The 23,357-nt window shown below is 68.7% G+C and carries 22 protein-coding genes; 17 read left to right on the top strand and 5 right to left on the bottom strand.

Annotated elements, in window-relative coordinates; translation table 11 throughout:
* Window positions 1–23 precede the first annotated feature (23 nt).
* From ACFO5K_RS11825 to ACFO5K_RS11810, 4 genes are all read left to right on the top strand, one after another.
* Complete coding sequence (locus ACFO5K_RS11825) at window positions 24–1,220, top strand: M50 family metallopeptidase (protein ID WP_378560396.1); 1,197 nt, start codon at window positions 24–26, stop codon at window positions 1,218–1,220.
* Window positions 1,221–1,313: 93 nt separating this feature from the next.
* Entirely contained in the window at window positions 1,314–2,468 is a 1,155-nt protein-coding gene (ispG, locus tag ACFO5K_RS11820; RefSeq protein ID WP_378560393.1) for a flavodoxin-dependent (E)-4-hydroxy-3-methylbut-2-enyl-diphosphate synthase, read from the top strand.
* A gap of 90 nt (window positions 2,469–2,558) precedes the next feature.
* Complete coding sequence (locus ACFO5K_RS11815; protein ID WP_378563747.1) at window positions 2,559–3,410, top strand: GNAT family N-acetyltransferase; 852 nt, start codon at window positions 2,559–2,561, stop codon at window positions 3,408–3,410.
* Between the two features lie 55 nt (window positions 3,411–3,465).
* Window positions 3,466–5,253 carry a penicillin-binding transpeptidase domain-containing protein gene (locus ACFO5K_RS11810; protein ID WP_378560390.1) on the top strand — a complete coding sequence of 596 codons (1,788 nt, stop codon included), beginning with the start codon at window positions 3,466–3,468 and terminating at the stop codon, window positions 5,251–5,253.
* Here ACFO5K_RS11810 and ACFO5K_RS11805 read toward each other — a convergent pair.
* Window positions 5,247–5,462, bottom strand: a complete 216-nt coding sequence (locus ACFO5K_RS11805; RefSeq protein WP_378560387.1) for a hypothetical protein — start codon at window positions 5,460–5,462, stop codon at window positions 5,247–5,249. The genes ACFO5K_RS11810 and ACFO5K_RS11805 overlap by 7 nt on opposite strands.
* Before the next feature lie 259 nt (window positions 5,463–5,721).
* Window positions 5,722–6,219: a peroxynitrite isomerase gene (locus tag ACFO5K_RS11800; RefSeq protein ID WP_378560384.1), complete on the bottom strand. Its 498-nt coding sequence runs from the start codon at window positions 6,217–6,219 to the stop codon at window positions 5,722–5,724.
* Window positions 6,220–6,334: 115 nt separating this feature from the next.
* On the opposite strand from ACFO5K_RS11800, the gene ACFO5K_RS11795 reads away from it, so the two are divergent.
* Together ACFO5K_RS11795 and ACFO5K_RS11790 are read left to right on the top strand one after the other, a co-directional pair.
* Window positions 6,335–7,669: a TIGR03118 family protein gene (locus ACFO5K_RS11795; protein ID WP_378560381.1), complete on the top strand. Its 1,335-nt coding sequence runs from the start codon at window positions 6,335–6,337 to the stop codon at window positions 7,667–7,669.
* A 224-nt stretch (window positions 7,670–7,893) separates the two neighbouring features.
* Window positions 7,894–8,358: a hypothetical protein gene (locus ACFO5K_RS11790; protein WP_378560378.1), complete on the top strand. Its 465-nt coding sequence runs from the start codon at window positions 7,894–7,896 to the stop codon at window positions 8,356–8,358.
* A 95-nt stretch (window positions 8,359–8,453) separates the two neighbouring features.
* Here ACFO5K_RS11790 and ACFO5K_RS11785 read toward each other — a convergent pair whose 3' ends face one another.
* The gene (locus ACFO5K_RS11785; protein ID WP_378560375.1) at window positions 8,454–9,317 is read right to left on the bottom strand and encodes a helix-turn-helix domain-containing protein; all 864 of its coding nucleotides are present in this window, start codon (window positions 9,315–9,317) and stop codon (window positions 8,454–8,456) included.
* A gap of 16 nt (window positions 9,318–9,333) precedes the next feature.
* Between ACFO5K_RS11785 and ACFO5K_RS11780 the strand changes: the two genes are divergently transcribed.
* Together ACFO5K_RS11780 and ACFO5K_RS11775 are read left to right on the top strand one after the other, a co-directional pair.
* Window positions 9,334–9,510: a hypothetical protein gene (locus tag ACFO5K_RS11780; protein WP_378560372.1), complete on the top strand. Its 177-nt coding sequence runs from the start codon at window positions 9,334–9,336 to the stop codon at window positions 9,508–9,510.
* Window positions 9,511–9,743: 233 nt separating this feature from the next.
* Complete coding sequence (locus ACFO5K_RS11775) at window positions 9,744–10,103, top strand: DUF4254 domain-containing protein (RefSeq protein WP_378563745.1); 360 nt, start codon at window positions 9,744–9,746, stop codon at window positions 10,101–10,103.
* A gap of 4 nt (window positions 10,104–10,107) precedes the next feature.
* Here the strand turns inward: ACFO5K_RS11775 and ACFO5K_RS11770 are convergent, their stop codons facing one another.
* Window positions 10,108–10,830, bottom strand: a complete 723-nt coding sequence (locus ACFO5K_RS11770; protein WP_378560369.1) for a GntR family transcriptional regulator — start codon at window positions 10,828–10,830, stop codon at window positions 10,108–10,110.
* Window positions 10,831–10,926: 96 nt separating this feature from the next.
* Between ACFO5K_RS11770 and ACFO5K_RS11765 the strand changes: the two genes are divergently transcribed.
* The 6 genes from ACFO5K_RS11765 to ACFO5K_RS11740 all read left to right on the top strand — a co-directional run bounded on the left by ACFO5K_RS11765 (window position 10,927) and on the right by ACFO5K_RS11740 (window position 17,008).
* Window positions 10,927–12,054: a TIGR03364 family FAD-dependent oxidoreductase gene (locus ACFO5K_RS11765; RefSeq protein ID WP_378560366.1), complete on the top strand. Its 1,128-nt coding sequence runs from the start codon at window positions 10,927–10,929 to the stop codon at window positions 12,052–12,054.
* Window positions 12,055–12,063: 9 nt separating this feature from the next.
* The gene (locus tag ACFO5K_RS11760) at window positions 12,064–12,747 is read left to right on the top strand and encodes a phosphonatase-like hydrolase (protein WP_378560363.1); all 684 of its coding nucleotides are present in this window, start codon (window positions 12,064–12,066) and stop codon (window positions 12,745–12,747) included.
* 75 nt (window positions 12,748–12,822) lie between these two features.
* Window positions 12,823–13,869, top strand: a complete 1,047-nt coding sequence (locus tag ACFO5K_RS11755; RefSeq protein WP_378560360.1) for a 2-aminoethylphosphonate ABC transporter substrate-binding protein — start codon at window positions 12,823–12,825, stop codon at window positions 13,867–13,869.
* 28 nt (window positions 13,870–13,897) lie between these two features.
* On the top strand, window positions 13,898–15,139 hold the full coding sequence (locus ACFO5K_RS11750; protein ID WP_378560357.1) for an ABC transporter ATP-binding protein: 1,242 nt from the start codon (window positions 13,898–13,900) through the stop codon (window positions 15,137–15,139).
* A gap of 181 nt (window positions 15,140–15,320) precedes the next feature.
* On the top strand, window positions 15,321–16,208 hold the full coding sequence (locus ACFO5K_RS11745; RefSeq protein WP_378560354.1) for a 2-aminoethylphosphonate ABC transporter permease subunit: 888 nt from the start codon (window positions 15,321–15,323) through the stop codon (window positions 16,206–16,208).
* Between the two features lie 2 nt (window positions 16,209–16,210).
* Window positions 16,211–17,008, top strand: coding sequence for an ABC transporter permease (locus tag ACFO5K_RS11740; RefSeq protein ID WP_378560351.1), 798 nt, complete (start codon window positions 16,211–16,213; stop codon window positions 17,006–17,008).
* A gap of 98 nt (window positions 17,009–17,106) precedes the next feature.
* Here ACFO5K_RS11740 and ACFO5K_RS11735 read toward each other — a convergent pair whose 3' ends face one another.
* Window positions 17,107–19,296 (bottom strand): MMPL family transporter, encoded by a 2,190-nt coding sequence (locus ACFO5K_RS11735; RefSeq protein ID WP_378560348.1) that lies wholly within the window; start codon window positions 19,294–19,296, stop codon window positions 17,107–17,109.
* Between the two features lie 95 nt (window positions 19,297–19,391).
* On the opposite strand from ACFO5K_RS11735, the gene ACFO5K_RS11730 reads away from it, so the two are divergent.
* From ACFO5K_RS11730 to map, 3 genes are all read left to right on the top strand, one after another.
* The gene (locus tag ACFO5K_RS11730) at window positions 19,392–20,033 is read left to right on the top strand and encodes a TetR/AcrR family transcriptional regulator (protein ID WP_378560345.1); all 642 of its coding nucleotides are present in this window, start codon (window positions 19,392–19,394) and stop codon (window positions 20,031–20,033) included.
* An 89-nt stretch (window positions 20,034–20,122) separates the two neighbouring features.
* On the top strand, window positions 20,123–22,417 hold the full coding sequence (locus tag ACFO5K_RS11725) for an FdhF/YdeP family oxidoreductase (RefSeq protein ID WP_378560342.1): 2,295 nt from the start codon (window positions 20,123–20,125) through the stop codon (window positions 22,415–22,417).
* A 13-nt stretch (window positions 22,418–22,430) separates the two neighbouring features.
* Window positions 22,431–23,294, top strand: a complete 864-nt coding sequence (map, locus tag ACFO5K_RS11720; protein WP_378560339.1) for a type I methionyl aminopeptidase — start codon at window positions 22,431–22,433, stop codon at window positions 23,292–23,294.
* The last annotated feature ends 63 nt before the right edge of the window (window positions 23,295–23,357 follow it).

Here is a 23,357-nt window from a genome sequence, read left to right as displayed (position 1 = left end):
CCAGCCGCCAAAGAAAGGGCCTGATGGTATTCGCGCTGGGGTTCGCCCTGTTCGCCCTCGGCATCACGATCTCGATCGCGTTGCACGAATGCGGGCACATGTGGGCCGCGCAGGCCACCGGGATGAAGGTGCGCCGCTATTTCATCGGATTCGGGCCGCGGATCTTCTCCTTCCGACGCGGGGAGACCGAGTACGGCCTCAAGGCGCTGCCGCTGGGCGGGTTCTGCGATATCGCCGGCATGACCGCGCTCGACGAACTCGAGCCCGAAGACGTCGACCGGGCGATGTATCGCCAGTCCACCTGGAAGCGCCTGGTCGTGATGTTCGGCGGGATCGCGATGAACTTCGTGCTCGGATTCATCCTGCTGGTGGTCTTGGCGGTCGGGTGGGGGCTGCCGCAGCTCGAGCAGCCGCCGGAGACCGCGCTGGGCAACATGGGTTGCGTCGCGGAGCAGACCGCGGACAAGAAGCTGGAGCCGTGCACCGGCACCGGTCCCGCACAGCGCGCCGGGCTCCAGCGTGGTGACGTGGTGACCGCCGTCAACGGTGTCGAGGTGACTACGTGGACGCAGTTCCAGTCCGAAACCCAGAAGCAGGACGGTCCGTTCGAGTACACGATCGAGCGTGACGGCCGGACGCTGACCGTGCCTGTCACCCCGGAGCGGGTCGTCCGGTGGCCGAAGGAGGGTCCGGCGCGGGAGGTCTCCGCGGTGGGCGTGGGCCCCGACTACGCCGAGCCCCAGCAGTACGGGGTGGTCGCCGCGATTCCGGCCACCATCTCCTTCACCGGCGAGTTCTTCGTCGAGACGGTGAAGTCGCTGGCAAAGATGCCGCAGAAGGTTTCGGCACTGTGGGATGCGGTCACCGGTGGTGAGCGTGATCCGGAGACGCCGGTCAGTGTGTACGGCGCCAGCCGTATCGGCGGCGAGACCGCCGAACGCGGGCTGTGGGGCATGTTCATCCTGGTGCTGGCCAGCCTGAACTTCTTCCTCGGCGCGTTCAATCTGCTGCCGTTGCTGCCGTTGGACGGCGGCCACATCGCGGTGGTGCTCTACGAGAAGGCCCGCGACATCGTGCGCTCCTGGCTCGGGAAGGCCGCGGGCGGGCCGGTCGACTACCTCAAGTTGTTGCCGATCACCTATGTGGCGGTCGTGATCGGTGGCGCGTTCATGTTGCTGACCCTGGCCGCCGACATCGTCAACCCCATCCGTTTGCCGTGATGTCCGCTGTCGTGCCCCTCACAGGGCGGCAGGTCAGTGGGCACGACTAAGCTCGTGGTCGAACCCGAACCGTAGGAAAGAAGGCAGCCGAACGTGACCAGCACAATCGGATTGGGGATGCCCGGCGCTCCCGCTGCTGTTCTGGCCCCCCGGCGCAAGACTCGTCAGTTGATGGTCGGCAAGGTCGGTGTGGGCAGTGACTTCCCGATCTCGGTGCAGTCGATGACCACCACCAAGACCCACGACATCAACGCCACGCTGCAGCAGATCGCCGAGCTCACCGCGTCGGGCTGCGACATCGTCCGGGTGGCCTGCCCGCGTCAGGAAGACGCCGACGCCCTGGCCACGATCGCGAAGAAGTCGCAGATCCCGGTGATCGCCGACATCCATTTCCAGCCGCGCTACATCTTCGCCGCGATCGACGCCGGTTGCGCCGCGGTGCGGGTGAACCCGGGCAACATCAAGGAATTCGACGGCCGTGTCGGTGAGGTCGCCAAGGCCGCGGGGGCCGCCGGTATCCCGATCCGCATCGGTGTGAACGCCGGGTCGCTCGACAAGCGGATGATGGAGAAGTACGGCAAGGCCACTCCCGAGGCGCTGGTGGAGTCGGCGCTGTGGGAGGCGAGCCTGTTCGAGGATCACGGCTTCGGCGACATCAAGATCTCGGTGAAGCACAACGACCCGGTGATCATGGTGGAGGCCTACCGGCAGCTGGCGGCGCGCAGCGATTATCCGCTCCACCTCGGCGTCACCGAGGCCGGTCCGGCGTTCCAGGGCACGATCAAGTCCGCGGTGGCCTTCGGCGCGCTGCTCAGCGAGGGCATCGGTGACACGATCCGGGTCTCGCTCTCGGCCCCGCCCGCCGAGGAGATCAAGGTCGGTGGCCAGATCCTGCAGTCGCTGAACCTGCGCCCGCGCAAGCTCGAGATCGTGTCGTGCCCGTCGTGTGGCCGCGCCCAGGTGGACGTGTACACCTTGGCCGACGCTGTCGCCGCCGGTCTGGACGGGTTGGAAGTGCCGTTGCGCGTGGCGGTGATGGGTTGCGTGGTGAACGGCCCGGGCGAGGCCCGTGAGGCCGATCTCGGGGTCGCCTCCGGTAACGGCAAGGGCCAGATCTTCGTCAAGGGTGAGGTCATCAAGACTGTTCCCGAGGCGCAGATCGTGGAGACGCTGATCGAAGAAGCCATGCGTATCGCCGAGGAAATGGGCGAGCAGCCCGGTGGCGAACCGGTGGTCACCGTCAGCTGAGGGATCCGCTACTCACAGTCGGGCCTCGGATTCGGCTGACCCGTACCACTGGGCCTGCTTTCGTGGCAGGCTGGTGCCGTGCGGAGTCTGCTGGAGCCGACGCGACGATCCAAGGCCACCCCCGCGCGCCCGGTCGCCGTTCACGATCTGGGCGAGGTGCTGCGCGTGCTGGATTCCGACCCGGTGGCCTCGTGCATGATCGCGGCCCGGGTCCAGGAATTCGGCCTCACCGCGCGTGCCGGTCTCGGCGAGTTGTGGTGCCGCGGCAACCCCACCGATTCGCTGTGTTTCTCCGGCGCCAATCTGGTGCCGCTGCGCGGTGACGCGGGCGCCCTGCGCGCGTTCGCCGACCGGGCGATGCGCTGGCCACGGGTGTGTTCCTCGGTGGTCGGCAGACAAGAACTCACCTTGCCGCTGTGGGATCTGCTGGCCTCGCGCTGGGGGCCGGCCAGGGATTTGCGGGCCGACCAGCCGCTGCTGGCCCTGGGCGAACCCGCGCTGGCCCGGCCCGACGCAGCGGTGCGACGGGTGCGTCCCGACGAGATCGACCGCTACCTCAACGCCGCGATCGCCATGTTCATCGAAGAGGTGGGCATCGATCCGCGCGCGGGCGACGGCGGCCGCGGGTACCGGCGCCGCATTCGCGGCCTCATCGAATCAGGAAGGGCCTGGGCGCGTTTCGAGGACGGCGCGGTGATCTACAAGGCCGAGATCGGGTCGCTGTCGCGGCGCACCGGCCAGATCCAGGGCGTGTGGGTGCACCCGGATTTCCGCGGCACCGGGGTGGGTACGGCGGGTACCGCGACGGTCGCGAATGCCGTTGTGGCGACGGGTCGTACGGCGAGCCTGTATGTCAACGACTACAACCGCATCGCCCGACGTGCTTACAGCCGTGTGGGTTTCCGGCAGATCGCGACCTTCGCCACTGTGCTCGTGGATTGAGTTCGCCCGCGTTGCTGCGCGTTCGGGTGGGATTTCGCCGCTACCATCGGTCCCGATGAGGACTCGGATGCTGACGATCTGCGCGGTGGCCGTGCTCGCGCTCACCGCGAGTGCCTGCTCGTCGCCGCAGGGGCCGGTACCGGCCGCCGAAGCCTTCGCCGACGCGTTCGCCGACCACGATTTCGCCACCGCGGGCGGGCACACCACCGCCCCCGAAAAGGCCACGCAGGCACTGACTTCGGCTTGGCAGGCGCTGCAGGCGGAGAAGCTGTCGGTCCGCACCGGCCGCGCGCGGGTGAGCGGTGACACCGCCACCGTCGACTACACCTACGAGTGGACCCTGCCCAGGGGCAGACAGTGGACCTATTCCGGTGAGCTGCAACTGGGCCGTACCGGCGGTCGCTGGCTGGTGCGCTGGAGTTCGGCGGGCATCCACCCCAAGCTGGGGGACACCCAGACCCTGCAATTGCGCACCAAACCGGCTCCACGTGCCCGGGTCAACGAGTCGGCCGGTAGTGATGTGCTGGTTCCGGGCACCGTGTCGCGGGTGCGGTTCACCGTGGCCGACGCCCCCGACCCCGAGCGCGTCGCCGGGGCGCTCGCGGCCGCGCTGAGCCATATCGACCCGGTCGCCTACACCCCGCAGTCCATCCTCACCGCGGCCCGCCGCACCGACGGCGCGCACACGGTGATCCTGCTCGACGAGTACGAGGCCAACACCATCGGCGCCCGGTTGATCGGGCTGCCCGGGGTGACCCTGACCCAGGAGTGGGACATGGTGCCCACCGATCGTAAGTTCGCCCCCGATCTGCTCACCCAGGTCCGCAAAACCGTGATCGCCGAGGTGGATGGCAAGGCCGGTTGGAGTGTGGTCACCCAGAACGCGCACGGCGCCGATCTCGGGGTGCTGCACGAGGTGGCGGCCCAGCCAGCGCCGTCGTTCTCTCTCAGCATCGACCGGTTCGTGCAGAACTCCGCCCAGCACGCGGTGAATCTGCGCACCGAGCAGACGATGATGGTGGTCCTGCGGCCCTCGACCGGTGCGATTCTCGCGGTGGCCCAGAACAAGGCCGCCGATCGCGACGGTCCGGTGGCCACCAGCGGCCAGTACCCGCCGGGTTCGATCTTCAAGACGGTGACGGCCGCGGCGGCGATGGAAGCCGGTGTCGCCACCCCCGACACCGTGCTGGCCTGCCCCAGCCGCACCGTGATCGGGGAGCGGACCATCCCCAACTACAACCTGTTCTCCGTGGGCGAGGTGCCGATGGCCACCGCCTATGAACGCTCGTGCAACACCACTTTCGCGCGGCTGGCCAGCCGGCTCGACCCCGACGCCCTCACTGCGGCCGCGGCGCGGCTGGGCATCGGTCAGGACTACCGGGTGGTCGGGCTGCCCACCCTGTCGGGCTCGGTGCCGCCCGCCGAAGGGCTCGTGCAGCGCGCCGAAGACGGAATCGGGCAGGGCAGGGTGGTGGCGAGCCCGTTCGGCATGGCGGTGATGGCCGCCGCGGTGGCGCACGGTTCGGCGCCGGTGCCGTATCTGATCGAGGGCAGGCCCACCGAGATCGTCGGCGAACGCCCCACCCTCGACCCGGAAGTGGCCGAGGGGCTGCGCGACATGATGCGCATGGTGGTCACCGGCGGCACCGCCGAACGGATCCGGGACCAGGGTGAGGTGTACGGCAAGACCGGCGAGGCCGAGGTCGAGGGCGGCTCGCATTCCTGGTTCGTCGGCTATCGCGGTGACATGGCCTTCGCGACGCTGTTGGTGAAGGGCGGCAGTTCCGACAATGCCGTGGCCGTCACCCGGGACATGTTCGCCGCGCTGCCGTCGGGTTACTGACCGGGTTCGGTCGCGGCTCCGGCGTTTCCGGTCGCCAGCAGGTCGCGCACCTGCGCCAGCCAGCTGCCTTCGGTGGGCGCTGTGGCCACCTGGTTGACGGCGACCGGTTCCGGGGCGGCTCGCACACCGGTGTCCTCGAGCAGATCGATCGCGGTGGCGCCGCCGAAAATCAGTCCGGCGGTGGTGAGAATCAGAGTGGAACGCCTCATATTTCGTCTCCCTCGGGCAGGGGTTCGACGCGCAGTTTCCGGGGCAGTCCTTCGTATCGGCTGGAGATCAACTGGTGAAAGAAACCGTAGAGCGGCAACCACGTGGGTAACAGAGGTGTGCGCACAGCGAAACACAATTGTTGCCTGGTGTGCGGGCGTGTTCGAACACTTCCGCAGTCGGCGGCGACGAACCGGTGAACGAATCGTGTCGCGGGGCGAAACCGCAGTTCAGTGCGCTGGTGCGGGGCAATTCCCGATATCACGCGCGTTGCAGCGACGCCGCCAGATGATGTTGCAGAGATTCCCCGACAGCCGCCATCCGCAAGGTGTAGTCGATCGTGTCACCGGTGACATGGAAAGAACGCCCCACCGCGGTAACCGATTTCGCCGATCCGCTCAGTCCGATATTCGTCGAATTCAATTCCAGTCGAATACCGTCGACGGTTTCGGTGATCGTGCCCTCACAGATCTCGGTGATCCCGGTGGGATGGGCGAGCACCAATTCCACGCGCCCGGGCGCCGGGCAGCGCAGGTAGCCGGTCTCGGCGTGCAGTGGCCTGCCGTCGGAACCGGCCTTGGTGCGCTGCCGGTAGGTGAGGAACGGCCTGCCCAGATGACCGAAGGTGATCTCCTCGACATAATCGAACGGCTCGATGGTCGGATACTCACCGTGGCCGCGGCCACGCCAGCTGCCCAGCAGCGGGGCCAGGGCGGCGATGGCGGGATGCGGGCTCACGGGGGCGCTGGGTTCGACCACGGGCGACAGCCTAGACCGGGTGCCGAGGCGATGTTCACGGCACGCCGCCGCACCGGTCAGGTTAAGGTCAGCCTCGCCTGAACGCCGTCCGGCGCAGGACGAAAGGAAACAAACGTTGAACGGACATGTGCGGGCCGTCCGCAAGCTGCGGTCCGGGGTGGCGCGCGGTGTCGTCCTCGGCGCGGCGCTGCTCGTCGCAGCCGGATGCGCGAGCAGCGGGCAGGCCGCCGAACAGGTCGCCGCCCTCGACGGCAACCGATACAGCCAAACCGACCTGGCCGCGAACAAGGACTCCTATCACGCCCAGTTCACCCTCTCGGAGATGGTCGGCCCGTGGGGGCTGGCGCACCGCGCCGAGGGCGCGGGCGGACATTTCTGGGTGGGCGCGCGCGGCAAGTCGTTCCAGTTCCTCGGTGATGTCACCGCCTCCTCGGACACCGAACTGCAGAAACTGACCCGCGACAAGTTCGGCTCCGTCGGCATCCCCGGCGCCGCCGACAAGAACGCGGGCAAGACCACCGGCGTGGTGTTCAATCCCGCGCCCCTCAACTCCGACCTGTTCGTGGTCCGTGACCAGTGGGTCGACCTGGACGGCATGCCGGTCCCGCTCACCGGTTCGGCGCGCGTCATCTTCGCCACCGACTCCGGCAAGCTCGCGGCGTGGACCGAGCAGGCGCCCGACGGCGCCGTCATCCGCCGCGACGGCGGCGCGAACCAGGTGTTCGACGGCTCGGCCCAGGGCATGGCCTTCTACGGTGTCGCCCTGGCCCCCACCGGCGACAAACTGCTCGTCGCCGACTTCGGCACCGACCCGCAGGTGCGCACCTTCGACAAGAACTGGCAGCCGGTGGCGACCACCGGTTTCGCCAACCCGTTCGCCACCGGCGAGGTGATCGACCCGGCCACCCCGGAAAAAGGCAAGCAGGCCGTGCCCGGTGACCCCGCGCCGTTCAACATCACCACCGTCGGCAGCCGGGTCTTCGTCTCCTACGCGGTCACCACCGCGGACGGCAAGGACCCCGAGGCTTTCGACAAGGGCGAGTACGACGTTCGCGACGCCGCGGCCGACGAAGCCGCCGGCGGCACCCCGGACCGGGGCAAGGTCGCCGAGTTCGACGCCACGGGCAAACTGGTGCGCATCATCGACGACGGCGGCCGGCTCAACGCACCGTGGGCGGTGACCATCGCCCCGTCGAACTTCGGTGCGCTCTCGGGCAAGCTGCTGATCGGCAACTCGGGCGGTCTGGGCCGCGTACTGGCCTACGACGACACCACCGGCACCTTCGTCGACTACCTGCGCGACGGAGACGCCGAACCGGTCGAGATCAACGGACTGCGGGCGCTGAAGTTCGGTAACGGGGAAAGCCTGGGCGATACCAACGCGCTCTACTTCACCGCTGCCCCCGAAGACCACAAGGCCGGTTTGTTCGGCAGCCTCCGCGCACGGTGAGTGCGCGGGAGTAGCGGTTCCGCGAGGTCAAGGCGGGCGGACAAGGACGGCGGTGGGGACAATCCGAATGTCCGGTATGCGATTTGCTTCCGTCCGGGGCCGTTGTGCGGGACAGTGGTGGCGGGATGATTGCCAGGTGCTCGCGATCGGCGCATGTGGCATCGTCCCGTCGCACGCGATGGCATCCTCACCGGGGTGTCGGGCCCGATCCGGAGGTATGCCAGATGAAGGTTTCGCGCTGTGAAACGCGGTCTTCTACGGGGCGCACGACGCTGCCCGGCCGCGACATGCTGCTGGCCGCGTTGCGTGGTTTGCCACATGATGACCACCCGGTCCTCGACGCGGCGGGCGAACTGGCCGTGCTGCACCAGTTGCGGGAACGGGTACCGGTGCGCGAAGCCGCCGGTATCGATCGTCGCCGGTGGCAACTGATGCGGGCGATCGACCGCTGGGTGATTCTCGCCGCGCCCGTGCCGTTCGCCGCCGCCGACGAGCACTGCGAGACCCTCGGCGGACTCGTCGACCGGCTGGCGCGACACAGCGCACTGGCCTTCGTCGCCCTGGCCGGTGCTCCCGAACCGGTCTTCTACGACGAATGGGTCCGGCTCGACGACCTGGCCGACTCCTACCAACGCCTGATCGACGACCTGTGGGCCGGCGTACGCAGCCTGCCCGCCCACACCTACTGAACTGCCGGGTGATCCCACACCCGGTCACCGGTCACGCACCCGCCACGGCGTGCCGGGGCACTGACGTGGCTCTACGCCGCGCTCGGGTCGAGCCGCTATTTGCCGATGTTGTCGCGCGCCTGCTGGATCAGCGCCGCCGAGTCCCGCGGGCTCAACGCCATGGCCCGCAGTTGATCGAAGATCACACCGAAGCGCCGGATCTCGGAGTGCCCCTCGACCAGGTCGTGCACCGACATGCTCTCCACGTACACCAGTTCGGGATCGACCGGGTTGCGGAAGTCGAGCAGGGTGAAGGAACCGGCCATGCCGGGGTGGGCTCCCGCGTCGAACGGCAGCACCTGCAGGATCACGTTCTTGCGCTTGGTCTCGAGCAGTAACCGGTCGAGCTGGCCCGCCATCGTGGCGGGCCCGCCGACGACCCGGCGGATCGCCGCCTCGTCCATCACCACCCACAGTTCCAGCGGATCGTCCTTGGTCAGGTTGACCGCGCGGTCCATCCTGGCTTGGGCCCGGCTCTCCATCACCGCGGCGTCGAGCCGGGGCATCGAGGTGTCGATCACCGCCGCCGCGTAGTCGAAGGTCTGCAGCAGACCGGGCACCGTCGACGTCTGGTATTGGCGTGCCGAGAGTGCTTCCGCCTCGAAGTTTATGTAAGTGGCATAGACATCGGACAGGGCGCCTTCGTAGGCGTGTGACATCCCCGGTTTGAGCGCATCGGTGAGCAGGCTCAGCGCTTCCTCGCGCATTTTGTCGCTGACCTGATACAGGTCGAGCATCGCGCTCAAAGTGCGGCGCTGCGGGCGGGCCTGCGCCATTTCGATCCGGTACAGCGTTGTCACATTGATGCCGGTACGCGCGCTGACGTCTTCCTTGCTCAGCTGCGCGCTCTCGCGTAACTCGCGCAGCATGGCGGCGAGCCGGCGCAGCCGGACGGTCAGTGTCGTGCGCTTGCCTGCCATGGGGTCCCCTTCGCCTGTGGCGCGCTTCGTGATTCGCATTATTGCGCTGTCGGTGCCCGATGTCACGCGATCGGCGAAGAAGGCGGACCGCGTGCTGAGGCGGTGGTCGGTGCCGTCTGTGGTCGCCGCGAGCCGCCGCGCATCACTGGATGTGACCGCTGGTTCTGTCAGGGCGGCTTTACTGCATGAGTGACAACGCAATCTTGCGTTTCCCGTTGTGAGCGAGCATGATCCAGATAGCCTGGTTGCGAACATACCGAACAGATGACCGGGATAACCGAATCGAGAGCCAATCATGTTGGTAGACAAATCTTGGGTGTCGGGTGAATTCGGGGCGTTGCGATGAGCGCGCCGGTGATGGGGATACTTCCGACGGCGCCACAATTGTTGTGCGCCTTTCAGGGGCGGCGTTTTCAGGATCGCGAATTGTTGCGCTCGGCGCACGCGCTCGCTGAACTGCACGAACGGCGGGCACAGGTGCGTGACGCCGCGCTGATCGCCGAAATCGATTGCCGGCGGGGCGAACTCGTCGACGACATCAACGACTGGATCGTGTCCGAGATCCCGATCCATCGCAACGGTGCCTCGCTGCACACCGAAAGTCTCGGTGCCGTTGTCGATCGGATGGCTCGTAGCTGGGTGGACGCGAACCAGGCCATCGACCTCGACGGTGTGCGCAGCGACACCACGCACAAGCACTGGTACCAGCTGGCCGAGCTCGTCGACGGCTACACCGACCTGGTCACCGATGTGGCCGGCGGTCGGCGCAGGTTGCCGGAGCAGTAGGTCATCACGCCGATACCGGAGACAGCATCGCCTCGAAGGCGATGCGGTCACCCCGGTACAGCGAGCGCACCCGCTCCACGGGTGCGCCATCGGCATCCACGCTGCGCCTGTGCAGCAACAGCATCGGCAACGCGGTGGTGCATTCGAGCAGGCCGGCCTCCCGTGGCGCGGCGAGCACGGTTTCGATGCGTTCGCGCGCACCGGCGAATTCGACGCCGGTCGCGCGGATCGCCGCGTACAACGAGGTGGTCGGGTCGTAACTGCCGCGCAGGCAGGCGAAGCGGTGTAACGGCAGGTAGGTGCTCTCCAGGCCGATGCGTTCACCATCGGCCAGCAGCACCCGTTCCAGGTGCATCACCGGTGTGCCCGGTTCGAGTTCGAGGTCGGCCGCGGTCGGGTCGTCGGCGGCGATGTCGTCCCAGGCGACCAGGATGCGACCGGGTGTGCGGCCCAGGCTGATCGCGCCCTCGGTGTAGGAGCGCAGCGACAGCGGCTGGGTCAACTTGGGCCGCGAGACCACCGTGCCGCGGCCACGACGGCGAATTCTGCCCTCCACCAGCAACTCCCGCAGTGCGTGGCGGACGGTCTCGCGGGCTACGCCGAACCGGTTGGCCAGCTCTCGCTCCGAGGGCACCGAATCGCCCTCGGCGAGATCGGCCAGGATCGCGTCGATCTGAGTGCGAACCAGGAACACTTTCGGAACGCGCGCGGCGGGCGGTGAATCCATGCCGACAGCGTACCCGGATTGGTCTATACCAAAAGTTAACCTGGCGTTCGCGCTGCCCACACCCATTGGTCTAGACCGTTCGTCATCATCGGTGTCATGCGATTGGTCATCATCGGCGGCGGGATACTCGGCACGGCACACGCCTGGGCCGCGATCGGCCGCGGGCACGAGGTCGTGCACCTGGAACGCGAACGTGAGGCGCGCGGGGCCACGGTCCGCAACTTCGGACTGGTCTGGGTGTCGGGGCGTTCGGCGGGGGAGCTGGAACTGACCCTGCGCGCACGCGAACTCTGGGGTGAGATCGGCGGCCGGGTCGCCGGCGTGGGCTTTCGGCCCGCGGGCTCGATCACCCTGGTCCGCACGCCCGCCGAGCTGGCGGTGGCCGAGGCCGCCGCGACCGGCCCCACCGCGCAGGAGCGCGGATTCACCCTGCTCGAACCCGACCGGGTGCGCGCCCTGAACCCGGCACTGCGCGGCAAATACCTGGCCGGACTGCACTGCTCGGCCGACGCGGCGGTGGAATCGCGCCAGGCGCTGCCCGCGCTGCGCGCCCACATGGCCGCCAGCGGGCGCTACACCTTCCACGATGGCACCGAGGCCCGTTCGGTGCGCGACACCGGTACCGGCGCGGTGGTACTCGACGATCAGGCCCGCCGCCACGAAGCCGACCTGGTCGTGCACTGCCCCGGCGCCGCGCACACCGGGCTCACCCGGGAACTGGCCGGTGACCTGCCGGTGCGCCGGGTCCGGCTGCAGATGATGCAGACCGCGCCGCTGGACGAACCGCTCACCACCGCGATCGCCGACGGCGACAGTTTCCGCTACTACCCGGGCTACGCGGGCACCGCGGTGGACACGCTGGCCACCGAGCAGTCCCAGACCGCCACCGCGGCCGAGCACAGGATGCAGCTGCTGTGCGTGCAACGACTACACGGCGGCCTCACCATCGGCGACACCCACGAGTACACCGAACCGTTCGCCTTCGACGTCGACGAAGCTCCCTACGACCACCTCACCGAGGTGACCGAAGAACTGCTGGGGCGCAAGCTGCCGCGCGTGGTGCGCCGCTGGGCCGGGGTCTACAGCCAGAGCGTGGACCCGGCCGCCGTCGTCACCCGGGTGCGTCCCGACACCAACGTCTGGGTCGTCACCGGCCCCGGCGGTCGCGGTATGACCCTGGGCCCCGCCATCGGCGAGCAGACCGCCGACCTGATCGGACTGTGAGGTAAGACCGTGCCCGACAAGACGATTCAACTGGCCGTGCTCGACATGGCGGGCACCACCGTCGCCGACGGCGGACTGGTGCTGCGCGCGTTCGAGAACGCCGCGACCGCCGTGGGCATCGAGGTCGAGGGTCCGCGCCGCGAGCAGGCCCGCCGCTACGTCATCGAGACCATGGGCCGGTCCAAGATCGAGGTGTTCCGGGCGCTGCTCGGCGACGAGGCCGCCGCCCAGGCGGGCAACCGTGCCTTCGAGACCGCCTACGACGCGCTGATCGACGAGACCGACATCGCACCGATCCCCGGTGCGGTCGAAGCGATCACGGCACTGCGCGAAGCCGGGATCCGGGTCGCGCTGACCACCGGCTTCAGCCGCGGCACCCAGGACAAGCTGCTGCGGGCACTGGGCTGGACCGCACTGGCCGACCTCACCCTCGCACCCTCCGACGCCGGACGCGGCCGCCCCTACCCCGACCTGGTACTCACCGCCGCGCTGCGCCTCGGTACGGACGCGGTGGACCGGATCGCGGTGCTCGGTGACACCACCAGCGACATCGCCACCGGTCGCGCGGCGGGCGCCGCGATCGTGGCGGGCACCCTCACCGGCACCCACGACGCCGAACAACTGCGCGCGGCGGGCGCCACCCACGTGATCGCCTCCGTCGCCGACTTCCCGGCACTGGTACTGGCCCACTGAACTCGCGTCCGGCACCCGCCGCGACGACATCTCCCTGCGATTCCCCTCGACACCCACACGAAAGTTGCTTTCATCGTGCGTACTTCCCTCACCGCGCGCCGCCTGTCCAGGGCCGCGCTGTTGCTGGCCGGGGTCACCGCCGTCGCGTTCACCGCGGCCTGCGGTGGCACCGGTGCCGAATCGGCCGACGGCAAGACCGTCACCGTGTACTCCGCCGACGGTGTCGGTGACTGGTACAAGAACCGGTTCGCCGAATTCACCGAGCAGACCGGGATCGCGGTCAACCTGGTCGAGGCCGGGTCCGGCGAGGTCGTCAACCGGGTCGACAAGGAACAGTCCAATCCGCAGGCCGATGTGATCGTCACGCTGCCACCGTTCATCCAGAAGGCGAAGCAGTCGGGGCTGTTGCAGCCCAGCGGCATCGACACCACCGCGGTGCCGGCCGCCGACAAGGACGCCGACGGCACCTACGTGACGATGGCCAACAACTACCTGTGCTTCATCGCCAACCCGTCGGTCGAGGCCCCGGCGCTCACCTGGGACGACCTGCTGAAGCCGGAGTACAAGGGCAAACTGCAGTACTCGACGCCAGGTCAGGCCGGTGACGGCACCGCCGTGCTGGTACTGCTGCAGCAGTTGCGCGGCAAGCAGGGGGCCCTGGACTACCTGGCCGCGCTGCAGGCCAACAACGTGGGCCCGTCGTCGTCGACCGGCAAGCTGCAGGCCAAGGTCGACAAGGGAGAACTGCTGATCGCCAACGGTGATGTGCAGATGAACCTGACCACCGTGCAGGAGAAGGGCTCGAAGTTCAACGTCTTCTTCCCCGCTGCCGACGGCAAGCGCGCCACGGTGTCGGTGCCGTACATGATGGGCCTGGCCAAGGGCGCACCGCACCGGGTGGACGCCACCGAGCTGATGAGCTTCCTGATGGCTCCCGATGCGCAGAGCAAGCTGGGCCCCGAGGCGTTCGCGGTGTCGCCGCGCACCGATGTGGCCCCACCCGCCGAGGGCGGTCCCGCCGCGGCACTGCGCGGGGTCGAGGTCGTCGCGGTGGACTGGGATCGGGTGCTCACCGAGCTCGACGCCGACATCGCGGCGTACCAACAGGCCATCAGTAGCTGAATCCGGCTGCGTTGTAAGGGAGTTGACGATGTCCGACGGTGACCTGCGCACGAAGTCCGCCGCCGCCCGAATCGGGTCGGCCACGAACGAACCCGCGATCGTGTTCGACCGGGTCGGGGTCAGTTACGGCAGGGGCCGCAAAGCCGCGGTGGCGCTGGCCGATTTCACCCTGCGCGTCGCCGTCGGCGAGACCGTCGCGCTGCTGGGCCCGAGTGGCTCGGGCAAGTCGACCGCGCTCAAGGCGCTGGCCGGTTTCGTCCGGCCCACCTCGGGGGCGGTGCGGCTGGCGGGCCGCGACGTCACCGACCTGTCACCCGCCAAACGCGGGATCGGGGTGGTGGTGCAGTCCTACGCACTGTTCCCGCACATGAACGTGCACAGCAATGTGGCGTTCGGGCTGAAGTCGCATCGGGTACCGCGTGCCGAGATCGGGGCGCGGGTCACCGAGGCGCTGGAGATGGTCGGGATGGGCGCCTACGCCGCGCGCCTGCCCCGCGAACTGTCCGGCGGTCAGCAGCAGCGCGTGGCGATCGCGCGCGCACTGGCCATCCGGCCCGAGGTGCTGTTGCTCGATGAGCCGCTCGCCGCGCTCGACGCCCAACTGCGGCACTCGATGCTCGGTGAACTGCAGCAGTTGCGCCGCGCGTTGCCCGACACCGCCATGCTGTACGTCACCCATGATCAGGCCGAGGCGCTAGCCCTGGCGGACCGCATCGCGGTGATGCGCGATGCACGCCTCGTCGACATCGACACCGCCGAAAACCTCTGGCAGCGACCACCATCGGATTTCACCGCCGGATTCCTGGGCGGCGCGAATCTGGTGCCGTGCACGGTCGACCACATCGCCGGCACCGCCGCCCTGGTCACCGCGGGCCCCGCCACCCTGCGGGCGCGGGCACCGAAACCTGGTGTCGTGCAGGATGACTGGAAGCCCGGTGACGACGCGCTGCTCTGCATCCGGCCGCACACCCTCACGATCGGCACGCCATCGGACCGAGAGGCCCTGCGTGCCACGGTGCGCAGCGTGGTGTGGCGCGGCGCGTCGACCAGGGTCGAACTGGACGTCGAAGGTCTGCCCGGCGAACTCGCCGCCGATGTCCCCGGCCACTTCACCGCGACAGCGGGATCGGTCGTCGGTGTGCGGATGCCGGACCCGGCCGGTGTGCTGATCCCGAACTCGATCGGAAATGGTCCAACGCGCCGCACCCGGCCCTCGCCGATGGGAGCGTCCGGCGCCGCCGACCCGCGTCGTCCGGAGAATCCGTCATGACCTGCTCGATCTCGGCGCTCGGCCCTCGATCGCGCTCGACCGGTTCTCGAGTCACCGGACTCGTGCGGGGCGATACCGCCCCGCTCGGCCTCGCGAGGATGGGTTCGCATTCGAGGTTCGGTCCGGCCACGAATCGGGTGCGGGCGCGGGCCGTGCGATGCCGCGACGAGGCGGTGCGCCCATGAGCACACCGGTTCTCGAGCCGTCCACGGTGCAGCCGAAGGTCCCCGCGCGTGCCCTGTGGCTGCCGGTGCTGTGGGTGCTGCCGCCGGTGCTGGTGGTGCTCGGCATCGCCGGGTATCCGATTCTGCGCGTGCTCACCGAATCGACCCGGACGCCGACCGGGCGGGGGACCGAGGTGTGGACCTCGGTACTCGAATCCACGGCCTTCCGGGAAGCGCTGTGGCGCACGGTGTCCATCGCGGTGTGCTCCACGGCCGGCTGCCTGGTGCTCGGCACCTTCCTCGCGATCGTGCTCGCGTTCGTGCCCTTCCCCGGGTCCGGGGTGGTCGGCAGGCTGATCGACACCATCCTCACCCTGCCCTCGTTCCTGATCACACTGGCCTTCACGTTCCTCTACGGCACGGCAGGCGCGGTGAACGCGCTGATCACCGAATTGACCGGCGCCACCACGCCGGTGATCGACTTCCTGACCACGCCGCTGGGCGTGATCCTGGCCGAGATCACCTTCTTCACCCCGTTCGTGGTGCGGCCAGTGCTGGCCGCGTTCGCGCAGCTGCCGCGCGAACAACTCGATGTGGCGGCCAGCCTCGGCGCTTCGCCGTGGCGGGTGCTGCGCCGGGTGGTACTGCCCGAGGCGTGGCCCGCGCTGGCGGCCGGCGGCAGCCTGGTGCTGCTGCTCACGCTCAACGAATTCGGCATCGTGCTGTTCACCGGCGCCAAGGGTGTGATCACCCTGCCCGCGCTGATCTACACCCGCGGCATCGTCACCTTCGACCTGCCCGGCGCCGCCGTGCTCGCCTCGGTGCAGGTGCTGCTCTCGCTCACCCTCTACCTCACCTACCGGTTCGTGTTCGCCCGGTTCCTGACCCGCCCGAAGGGAGACTGATCGTGCTCGTCTGGACTCCACGCGGAAAAGCGCTGGTGCTTGGTGTGTTCGGGATCGTGGTGGCGGTGGTCTTCGTCGCCCCGATCGCGACTGTCGTCGCGGCCGCACTGGCGGGCAGCTGGACCGGCCCGCTGCCCTCGGACCTCGGCTTCGCCAACCTGGGCAACGCGCTCAGCGGTGAGCAGGCGGCGAGCCTGTCGGTGAGCCTGCAGACCGCACTGCTGGCCGGGGCGATCTCGCTGGTCCTGGGCACCTGGGCCGCGCTGGCCTCGCGGGCGGCGCCGACCTGGTTACGCCGCCTGACCGACGCGGTGTTCCACCTGCCGGTCGCGGTGCCGTCGGTGGCGATCGGCCTGGGCGTGCTCATCGCGTTCAACGAACGCCCGCTGCTGCTCGGCGGCACCAAGTGGATCGTGATCGTGGCCCACACGGTGCTGGTGCTGGCGTACACGTTCAGCGCGGTCTCGGCCGCCCTGGACCGCCTCGACCCCGCCTACCGGCAGGCGGCCGAATCCCTGGGCGCCGGTCCCGTGCGGGTCCTGTGCCAGATCACCCTCCCGCTACTGCTGCCCGCGCTCGGCGCCGCCGCCGGCCTGTCGGTCGCCCTGTCGATGGGCGAACTGGGCGCGACGATCATGGTGTATCCAGCCACCTGGAAGACCTTGCCGGTCAACATCTTCGCCCAGACCGACCGCGGTGAGGTCTTCGACGCGGCGGCGGGAACCACGGTCCTCGTGGTGGTCACCCTGGTGGTGCTGGTCGTCCTCGGCCGCATGCGGGGGCGTGCGGCACTGCGCTGACCGCGGGCCGTCCGTCCGTCGCGGCCGCTGTGCCCGCCCGACAGCACCGACCACCACCACGCGCTCGACCTACCGGGTGCTCCTGGGCGGCTCCGCGATCACACCCGCGAGGCCACGGGGTGCGTGGACTCCGGCGTGGCCCAGCTCGATTCACGCAGCCCGAAGCGGTTGTGGAAGCGGCGCAAGGGCCCCGGCGCCCACCAGTTGGCACGGCCGGCCAGCCGCATGAGCGCGGGAACCAGAACTCCCCGGACGAGGGTGGCGTCGACGACGACGGTGATCGCCATACCGATGCCCAGTTGCTGCAGGAACGCGACGCCGCTGGTGGCGTAGACCGCGAAGGACGCGGCCAGGACCAGCGCGGCGGCGGTGATCAGCGGGGCCGAACGGGCGATCCCGCGAGGGATGGAGCCGATCGGGTCGCCGGTGCGGTCGTAGTCCTCCTTGATGCGGGCCAGCAGGAACACTTCGTAATCCATCGACAGGCCGTAGGCGATGCAGAACATGAGGATCGGGATGCTCGGCTCGATGCTGCCGACCGGGGTGAAGCCGAGTACGCCGGCCAGCGCGCCGTTCTGGAAACCCCACACCAGCACGCCGAACATCACCGACATCGACAGCACATTGAGGATCGAAGCCTTCAACGGTGCCAGCACGCTGCCCGTCATCAAGAACAGCACCGCGAAGATGACGAGCATGATGAGCGCGGCCACCAGCGGCAGTCGCGCGGTGACGCCGTCGCGGTAGTCGGCCAGGTCGGCGGGGTAGCCGCCGACGAGGACATCGAACGGCGCGGGGGTGGCACGGATCTCGCCCACCAGGGCGTGCGAGTCAGCGAGCGCGGCGACGGTCGGCACGACCCGCAACCAGGTCGCCTCCCCGTCGGTGAAGCCCGCCGCGCGCACCGGGTCGTTCGTCGCACCCGCGCCGAAAGCGCCTGCCGCCGAATCCACGCGCAGGACACCGGGAATCGTGGCGAGTCGCTCGGCGTACGGTGCCAGTTCATCGAGATCGGACGCCCGCGGTGCGATGACGTGGACGGCGTCGGCTTCCTCGGTCTCGAACTCGGCGCGGATCGTGTCGTACATGGCGCGCACCGGCTGTGCGGAGCTCACCACCCGGTCGTCGGGCGAGCCGAAGTGCACACCGAGCGCCGGCGCGCCGAGCAGCAGCAGCACCAGCAATGCCGAACCGCCGGCCACCACCGGCCGGCGCATCACGTATTCGGCCACGCGGTACCACAAACCTTGTTCCGGCACACCGATCGGCCGCTGGGGCAGGGCACGCCGGCCGAGCAGCCGCAGCGCGGCGGGCAGAACCACCACCGACGCGAGCACCGCCGTGGCCGCTACGGCGATCCCCGCGTAGGCGAACGATCGCAGGAAGGGAAAGGGGAAGGCGAACAGCACGGCTGAGCTGACGGCCACGGTGGCGGCACTGAAGGTGATGGTGCGCCCGGCGCCCGCCACCGCCCGCCACGTGGCCGCGGCGACGTCGTGGCCCGCGCTCAGCTCCTCCCGGAACCGGTAGATCATGAACAGCCCGTAGTCCACGCCGAGGCCGATGCCCATGACCAGTGCGATATTCGCCGCGAAGGTCGATACATCGGTGAACAGGCTCACCACGCGCAGTGCGGCGAGTGTGCCGATCACACAGAACAGGCCGATGGCAACGGTGACCAGCGCCAGTGTGACCCGGCGCAACACCAGTGCCAGCAGCGCGAACACCAAGGGGAGCACGATCAGTTCGGCGCGCAGGAAGTCGGTGGCGGCCTGTGCGGCGACATCACGGAACACCTCGTCCGCGCCGCCGAGGGTGAGGGTGACCGCGGGGTCGCGGCCGGCCTCGATGATCTCGGTCTCGATGCCGGGCAGGATCTCACCGCGCACCCGGTCGGCATCGCCGGGCGCCCATGCCAGCACGAGAGCGTTGCCGAAGCCGTTGCCGGCCAGGGTGTCCGGCGCGTCCGCCGACCAGAACGACCAGGCGTCGCCGACACCCGGATACTGCCCGAGTTGTTCGGTGAGCCGGGTGCCGACGGCAGCGACCTCGGGGTCGCGCACGTCGCCGTCGACCGCGGTGACCAGGATCGCGATATTCGCCGCGCCGGTATCGAACCGGGTCGCCAATTCCGCTGCCGCAGCGGAGGCTTCGGAGTTGGGATGTTCGAATCTGTTCAGTGATAGCGCGTTCATCGCACCGCTCGCCACGGCGATGAGCAGCACGAAGGCCGCCAGGGCCGCGGCGAGTAGGGAGCGTGGCCGGTGGGTGACGAACCGTCCGAGCATGGGTCGTTCCTCTGTTAGTCTGCGACTGATACGAGCAATTACTCGTAAGTTGCAGCCGAGAATACGAGTGATTGCTCGCATATACAAGGAGGAGTATGGCCGAGGTGCGCCGCCAAGAGCGCGGTCGTCGTCGTATCGAGCAGATCCTGCAGGCCGCAGCGCGGGTGTTCGCCGAACGTGGTTACGAGAACGCGACCACCAACGCGATCGCCGCCGCGGCCGGGATCTCGCCCGGCTCGCTCTACCAGTACTTCCGCAACAAGGACGAACTGGCGGCCGCGCTCGCCGAGCTGTACCGGGAGCGGCTCATCGCCTTTCGCGCCACCTTCGACACCGATGTGGGCCCGGCCGACCTGGACGCGTTGCTCGACCGGATCCTCGGCCCGCTGGTGGAGTTCAATCTGGCCAATCCGGGTTTCAAGGCGCTGTTCGCCCGCACCGATATGCCCACCGCGATGCGCGAGGCGGTCGCTCCCGCGCACCAGGCCATCCACCAGCAGGTGGAAGCTCTCGTCGGCGCGCTGTTCCCGGACATCACCGCCAAGCAGCGCACCCGCACCGCCGCGGTCGCCATCCAGACCTTGCGCGGCATGATGCCGATGATCATCGACGCCCCCGACGACGAGCGGCCCGCCCTGGTCGCCGAGCTGCGCCTCGTGCTCCGCTCGTATTTGCTGGCCCGCGCCGGCCGTACGGAGGCTCCGGGTCAGGTGAACCCGGCCGAGGACGCCGGGTGAGAGCCGGCGGCGCGGTGTTGACATCGGTGCGTGAAGTGGGAGCCTTTGATCACCGTGCCGTGCCGCCGACTCGCCGAAGAAAGCCGACCATGACCCCGATCGATGACCCCGAAGACGAGCTGACCGTGACAGCACCCAAGACCTGGGCAGCCGGGGTGCCCGGAGTGGTCCACGCGGTGGAGTACTCGCTGTCACAGACCTCACTGGTGCGCACCGGCCGCACCCTGCTCAACATCAATCAGACCGACGGTTTCGACTGCCCCGGCTGCGCGTGGCCCGAGCCACGGGATCGTCACCGCAACGAGTACTGCGAAAACGGCGCCAAACACGTCAACGACGAGGCCACCACCCGCCGGGTCACCGCCGAGTTCTTCCGCGAGCACTCCGTGGCCGAACTCGACACGATGTCGGATCACTGGCTCAACCAGCAGGGCAGGCTCACCGAGCCGATGGTGCGCCGGCCCGGCGCGACACACTACGAACCGATCGGCTGGGACGCCGCACTGGAGTTGATCGCCACCAGCCTGCGCGGGCTCGAATCGCCCGACGAGGCGCTGTTCTACACCTCCGGCCGGCTCAGCAACGAGGCCGCGTTCCTGCTGCAGTTGTTCGTGCGCGCCTACGGCACCAACAACCTGCCCGACTGCTCCAACATGTGCCACGAATCCAGCGGCTCGGCCCTGCAGCAGACCCTCGGTGTCGGTAAGGGCAGCGTGTCGCTGGAAGACATCTACGCGGCCGACCTCGTCTTCGTCGTCGGACAGAACCCGGGCACCAATCATCCGCGCATGCTCAGCGCGCTCGAGCAGACCAAACGCAACGGCGGCAAGATCGTCGCCGTGAACCCGCTGCCCGAAGCCGGGCTGATCCGGTTCAAGAACCCGCAGCACGCGCGCGGCGTACTGGGGCGCGGCACCGCCATCGCCGACTACTTCCTCAAGATCCGCTCCGGCGGCGACCTCGCCCTGTTCCAGATGCTCAACCGACTGCTGCTCGAAGCCGAGGACGCGGCACCGGGCACGGTGCTCGACCACAGGTTCATCGCCGGGCAGACCAGCGGTTTCGAAGCCTTCGCCGAGCACGCCAGGCGGATCAGCTGGGACACCGCGCTCACCGCCACCGGTCTGACCCGCGCCGAGATCGAACAGGTGCACCAGCAGGTGCTGGCCAGCGACAAGATCATCGTGTGCTGGGCGATGGGGCTCACCCAGCACAAGCACGGGGTGCCCACCATCCGCGAGATCGTCGACTTCCTGCTGCTGCGCGGCAACCTGGGCCGTCCCGGCGCCGGTGTGTGCCCGGTGCGTGGGCACAGCAACGTGCAGGGCGACCGCACGATGGGCATCTGGGAACGGATGCCGCAGTCATTCCTCGACGCTCTCGGCACCGAATTCGGGTTCACCCCGCCCGCCGCGCACGGACTCGATTCGGTGGGTGCGATCCGGGCCATGCGCGACGGCAAGGCGAAGGTGTTCGTCGGCGTCGCGGGCAATTTCGTGCGCGCCACCCCCGACAGCGCCGTCACCGAGGCGGCCTTGCGCCGGTGCGAGCTCACGGTGCAGATCTCCACCAAGCTCAACCGCTCGCACACCGTGTGCGGTGCCACAGCGCTGATCCTGCCCACACTGGGCCGCAGCGACCGCGACATCCAGGCCACCGGTGAGCAGTTCGTCACCGTCGAGGACTCGATGAGCGAGGTGCACGCTTCACGCGGACGCCTGGACCCGGCCTCGCCGCACCTGCTGAGCGAGGTGGCGATCATCTCCCGGCTGGCGCGGCGCACGCTGGGGCAGGGCAATACGATTCCGTGGGAGGAATTCGTCGCCGACTACCGCAGCATTCGTGATCGCATCTCGCGGGTCGTGCCCGGGTTCGAGAACTTCGACGAACGGGTCGACCGGCCGGGTGGGTTGCGCCTGGCCAACCCGGTGAACGCCGGCATTTTCCGCACTTCGACCGGAAAAGCGGAGTTCACCTGCAACGACGTGGCGATGCTCGAGGTGCCGCCCGGCTACCTGATTCTGCAGTCGCTGCGCGCACACGACCAGTGGAACACTGTTCCGTACACGAACAACGACCGCTACCGCGGCATCCACAACGCGCGCCGGGTGATCATGGTCAACCCCGTGGACCTGGCCGAACGCGGCCTCACCGACGGTGACGTGGTCGACATCGTCAGCGTGTGGCACGACGGCACCGAACGGCGCGCGCAGAACTTCGTGGCGGTGGCGTATCCGGCCAGTCGCGGCTCGGCGGCGGCGTACTATCCCGAAACCAATGTGCTGGTGCCCCTCGACAGTGTGGCCGACATCAGCAACACCCCGACCTCGAAGGGCATTGTGGTGCGCCTCGAACCCGTCGAGGCCGCGGTCGGCGCTCCCTAAGTACACTTCGTCTATGTCCGTGCGCACCCGTCAGCCACTCGTTCCCGGCATCCAGTCGCCGATCCGGGATGTCCCGCGTTCCATCGAGCGCCCCGAATACGTGTGGAAGCAGACCGTGAACGAGGGCAACGAGCCCTGGGTGCAGACCGCCGAAACCATCGACAAGATGCGGATCGCGAGCAAGATCGCGGCACAGGCCCTCGCGGAAGCGGGGAAGGCGGTGGCGCCCGGCGTCACCACCGACGAGCTCGACCGCATCGCCCACGAGTACATGTGCGACCACGGCGCGTACCCGTCCACCCTGGGCTACAAGGGTTTCCCCAAGTCCTGCTGCACCTCGCTCAACGAGGTGATCTGCCACGGCATCCCCGACTCGACGGTGATCGAGGACGGTGACATCGTCAACATCGACGTCACCGCCTACATCCACGGCGTGCACGGCGACACCAACAAGACCTTCCTCGCCGGTGATGTCGACGAGGAGGTGCGCCTGCTGGTCGAGCGCACCGAAGAGGCCACCAACCGGGCGATCAAGGCGGTCAAGCCGGGGCGCGCGCTCAACGTGGTGGGCCGCGTGATCGAGGCCTACGCCAACCGCTTCGGTTACGGCGTGGTGCGCGACTTCACCGGCCACGGCGTCGGCCCCACCTTCCACAGCGGGCTGGTCGTGCTGCACTACGACCAGCCCGGCATCGAGTCGATCATCGAACCCGGCATGACCTTCACCATCGAGCCGATGATCAACCTCGGCGGCATCGACTACGACATCTGGGACGACGGCTGGACCGTGGTCACCAAGGACCGTCAGTGGACAGCCCAGTTCGAACACACCCTCGTTGTCACCGAAACAGGCGCGGAAATCCTGACCTTGCCGTGAGCGGGGTCAATTCGAAGCTCGTGCACGCTCGCCTGTGCGCCGCGCCCACGGGTCGGGTCCGCG

Origin of the sequence: Nocardia halotolerans (genome assembly GCF_042650145.1) — a bacterium.
In the GTDB taxonomy this organism is placed as follows: domain Bacteria; phylum Actinomycetota; class Actinomycetes; order Mycobacteriales; family Mycobacteriaceae; genus Nocardia; species Nocardia halotolerans.
The sequence above is the reverse complement of the archived record's forward strand: the minus strand, read 5'-3'. Positions and strand labels throughout refer to the sequence as shown.

Excerpts from the sequence above, each read along its gene's own strand:
- ACFO5K_RS11785 (WP_378560375.1), bottom strand. The coding sequence starts at position 9,317 with ATGGCAGGCAAGCGCACGACACTGACCGTCCGGCTGCGCCGGCTCGCC.
- ACFO5K_RS11735 (WP_378560348.1), bottom strand. The coding sequence starts at position 19,296 with ATGCTCGGACGGTTCGTCACCCACCGGCCACGCTCCCTACTCGCCGCG.
- ACFO5K_RS11810 (WP_378560390.1), top strand. The coding sequence starts at position 3,466 with ATGAGGACTCGGATGCTGACGATCTGCGCGGTGGCCGTGCTCGCGCTC.
- ACFO5K_RS11765 (WP_378560366.1), top strand. The coding sequence starts at position 10,927 with ATGCGATTGGTCATCATCGGCGGCGGGATACTCGGCACGGCACACGCC.
- ACFO5K_RS11745 (WP_378560354.1), top strand. The coding sequence starts at position 15,321 with ATGAGCACACCGGTTCTCGAGCCGTCCACGGTGCAGCCGAAGGTCCCC.
- ACFO5K_RS11750 (WP_378560357.1), top strand. The coding sequence starts at position 13,898 with ATGTCCGACGGTGACCTGCGCACGAAGTCCGCCGCCGCCCGAATCGGG.
- ACFO5K_RS11730 (WP_378560345.1), top strand. The coding sequence starts at position 19,392 with ATGGCCGAGGTGCGCCGCCAAGAGCGCGGTCGTCGTCGTATCGAGCAG.
- ACFO5K_RS11725 (WP_378560342.1), top strand. The coding sequence starts at position 20,123 with ATGACCCCGATCGATGACCCCGAAGACGAGCTGACCGTGACAGCACCC.
- ACFO5K_RS11790 (WP_378560378.1), top strand. The coding sequence starts at position 7,894 with ATGAAGGTTTCGCGCTGTGAAACGCGGTCTTCTACGGGGCGCACGACG.
- ACFO5K_RS11770 (WP_378560369.1), bottom strand. The coding sequence starts at position 10,830 with ATGGATTCACCGCCCGCCGCGCGCGTTCCGAAAGTGTTCCTGGTTCGC.
- ACFO5K_RS11805 (WP_378560387.1), bottom strand. The coding sequence starts at position 5,462 with ATGAGGCGTTCCACTCTGATTCTCACCACCGCCGGACTGATTTTCGGC.
- map (WP_378560339.1), top strand. The coding sequence starts at position 22,431 with ATGTCCGTGCGCACCCGTCAGCCACTCGTTCCCGGCATCCAGTCGCCG.
- ACFO5K_RS11825 (WP_378560396.1), top strand. The coding sequence starts at position 24 with ATGGTATTCGCGCTGGGGTTCGCCCTGTTCGCCCTCGGCATCACGATC.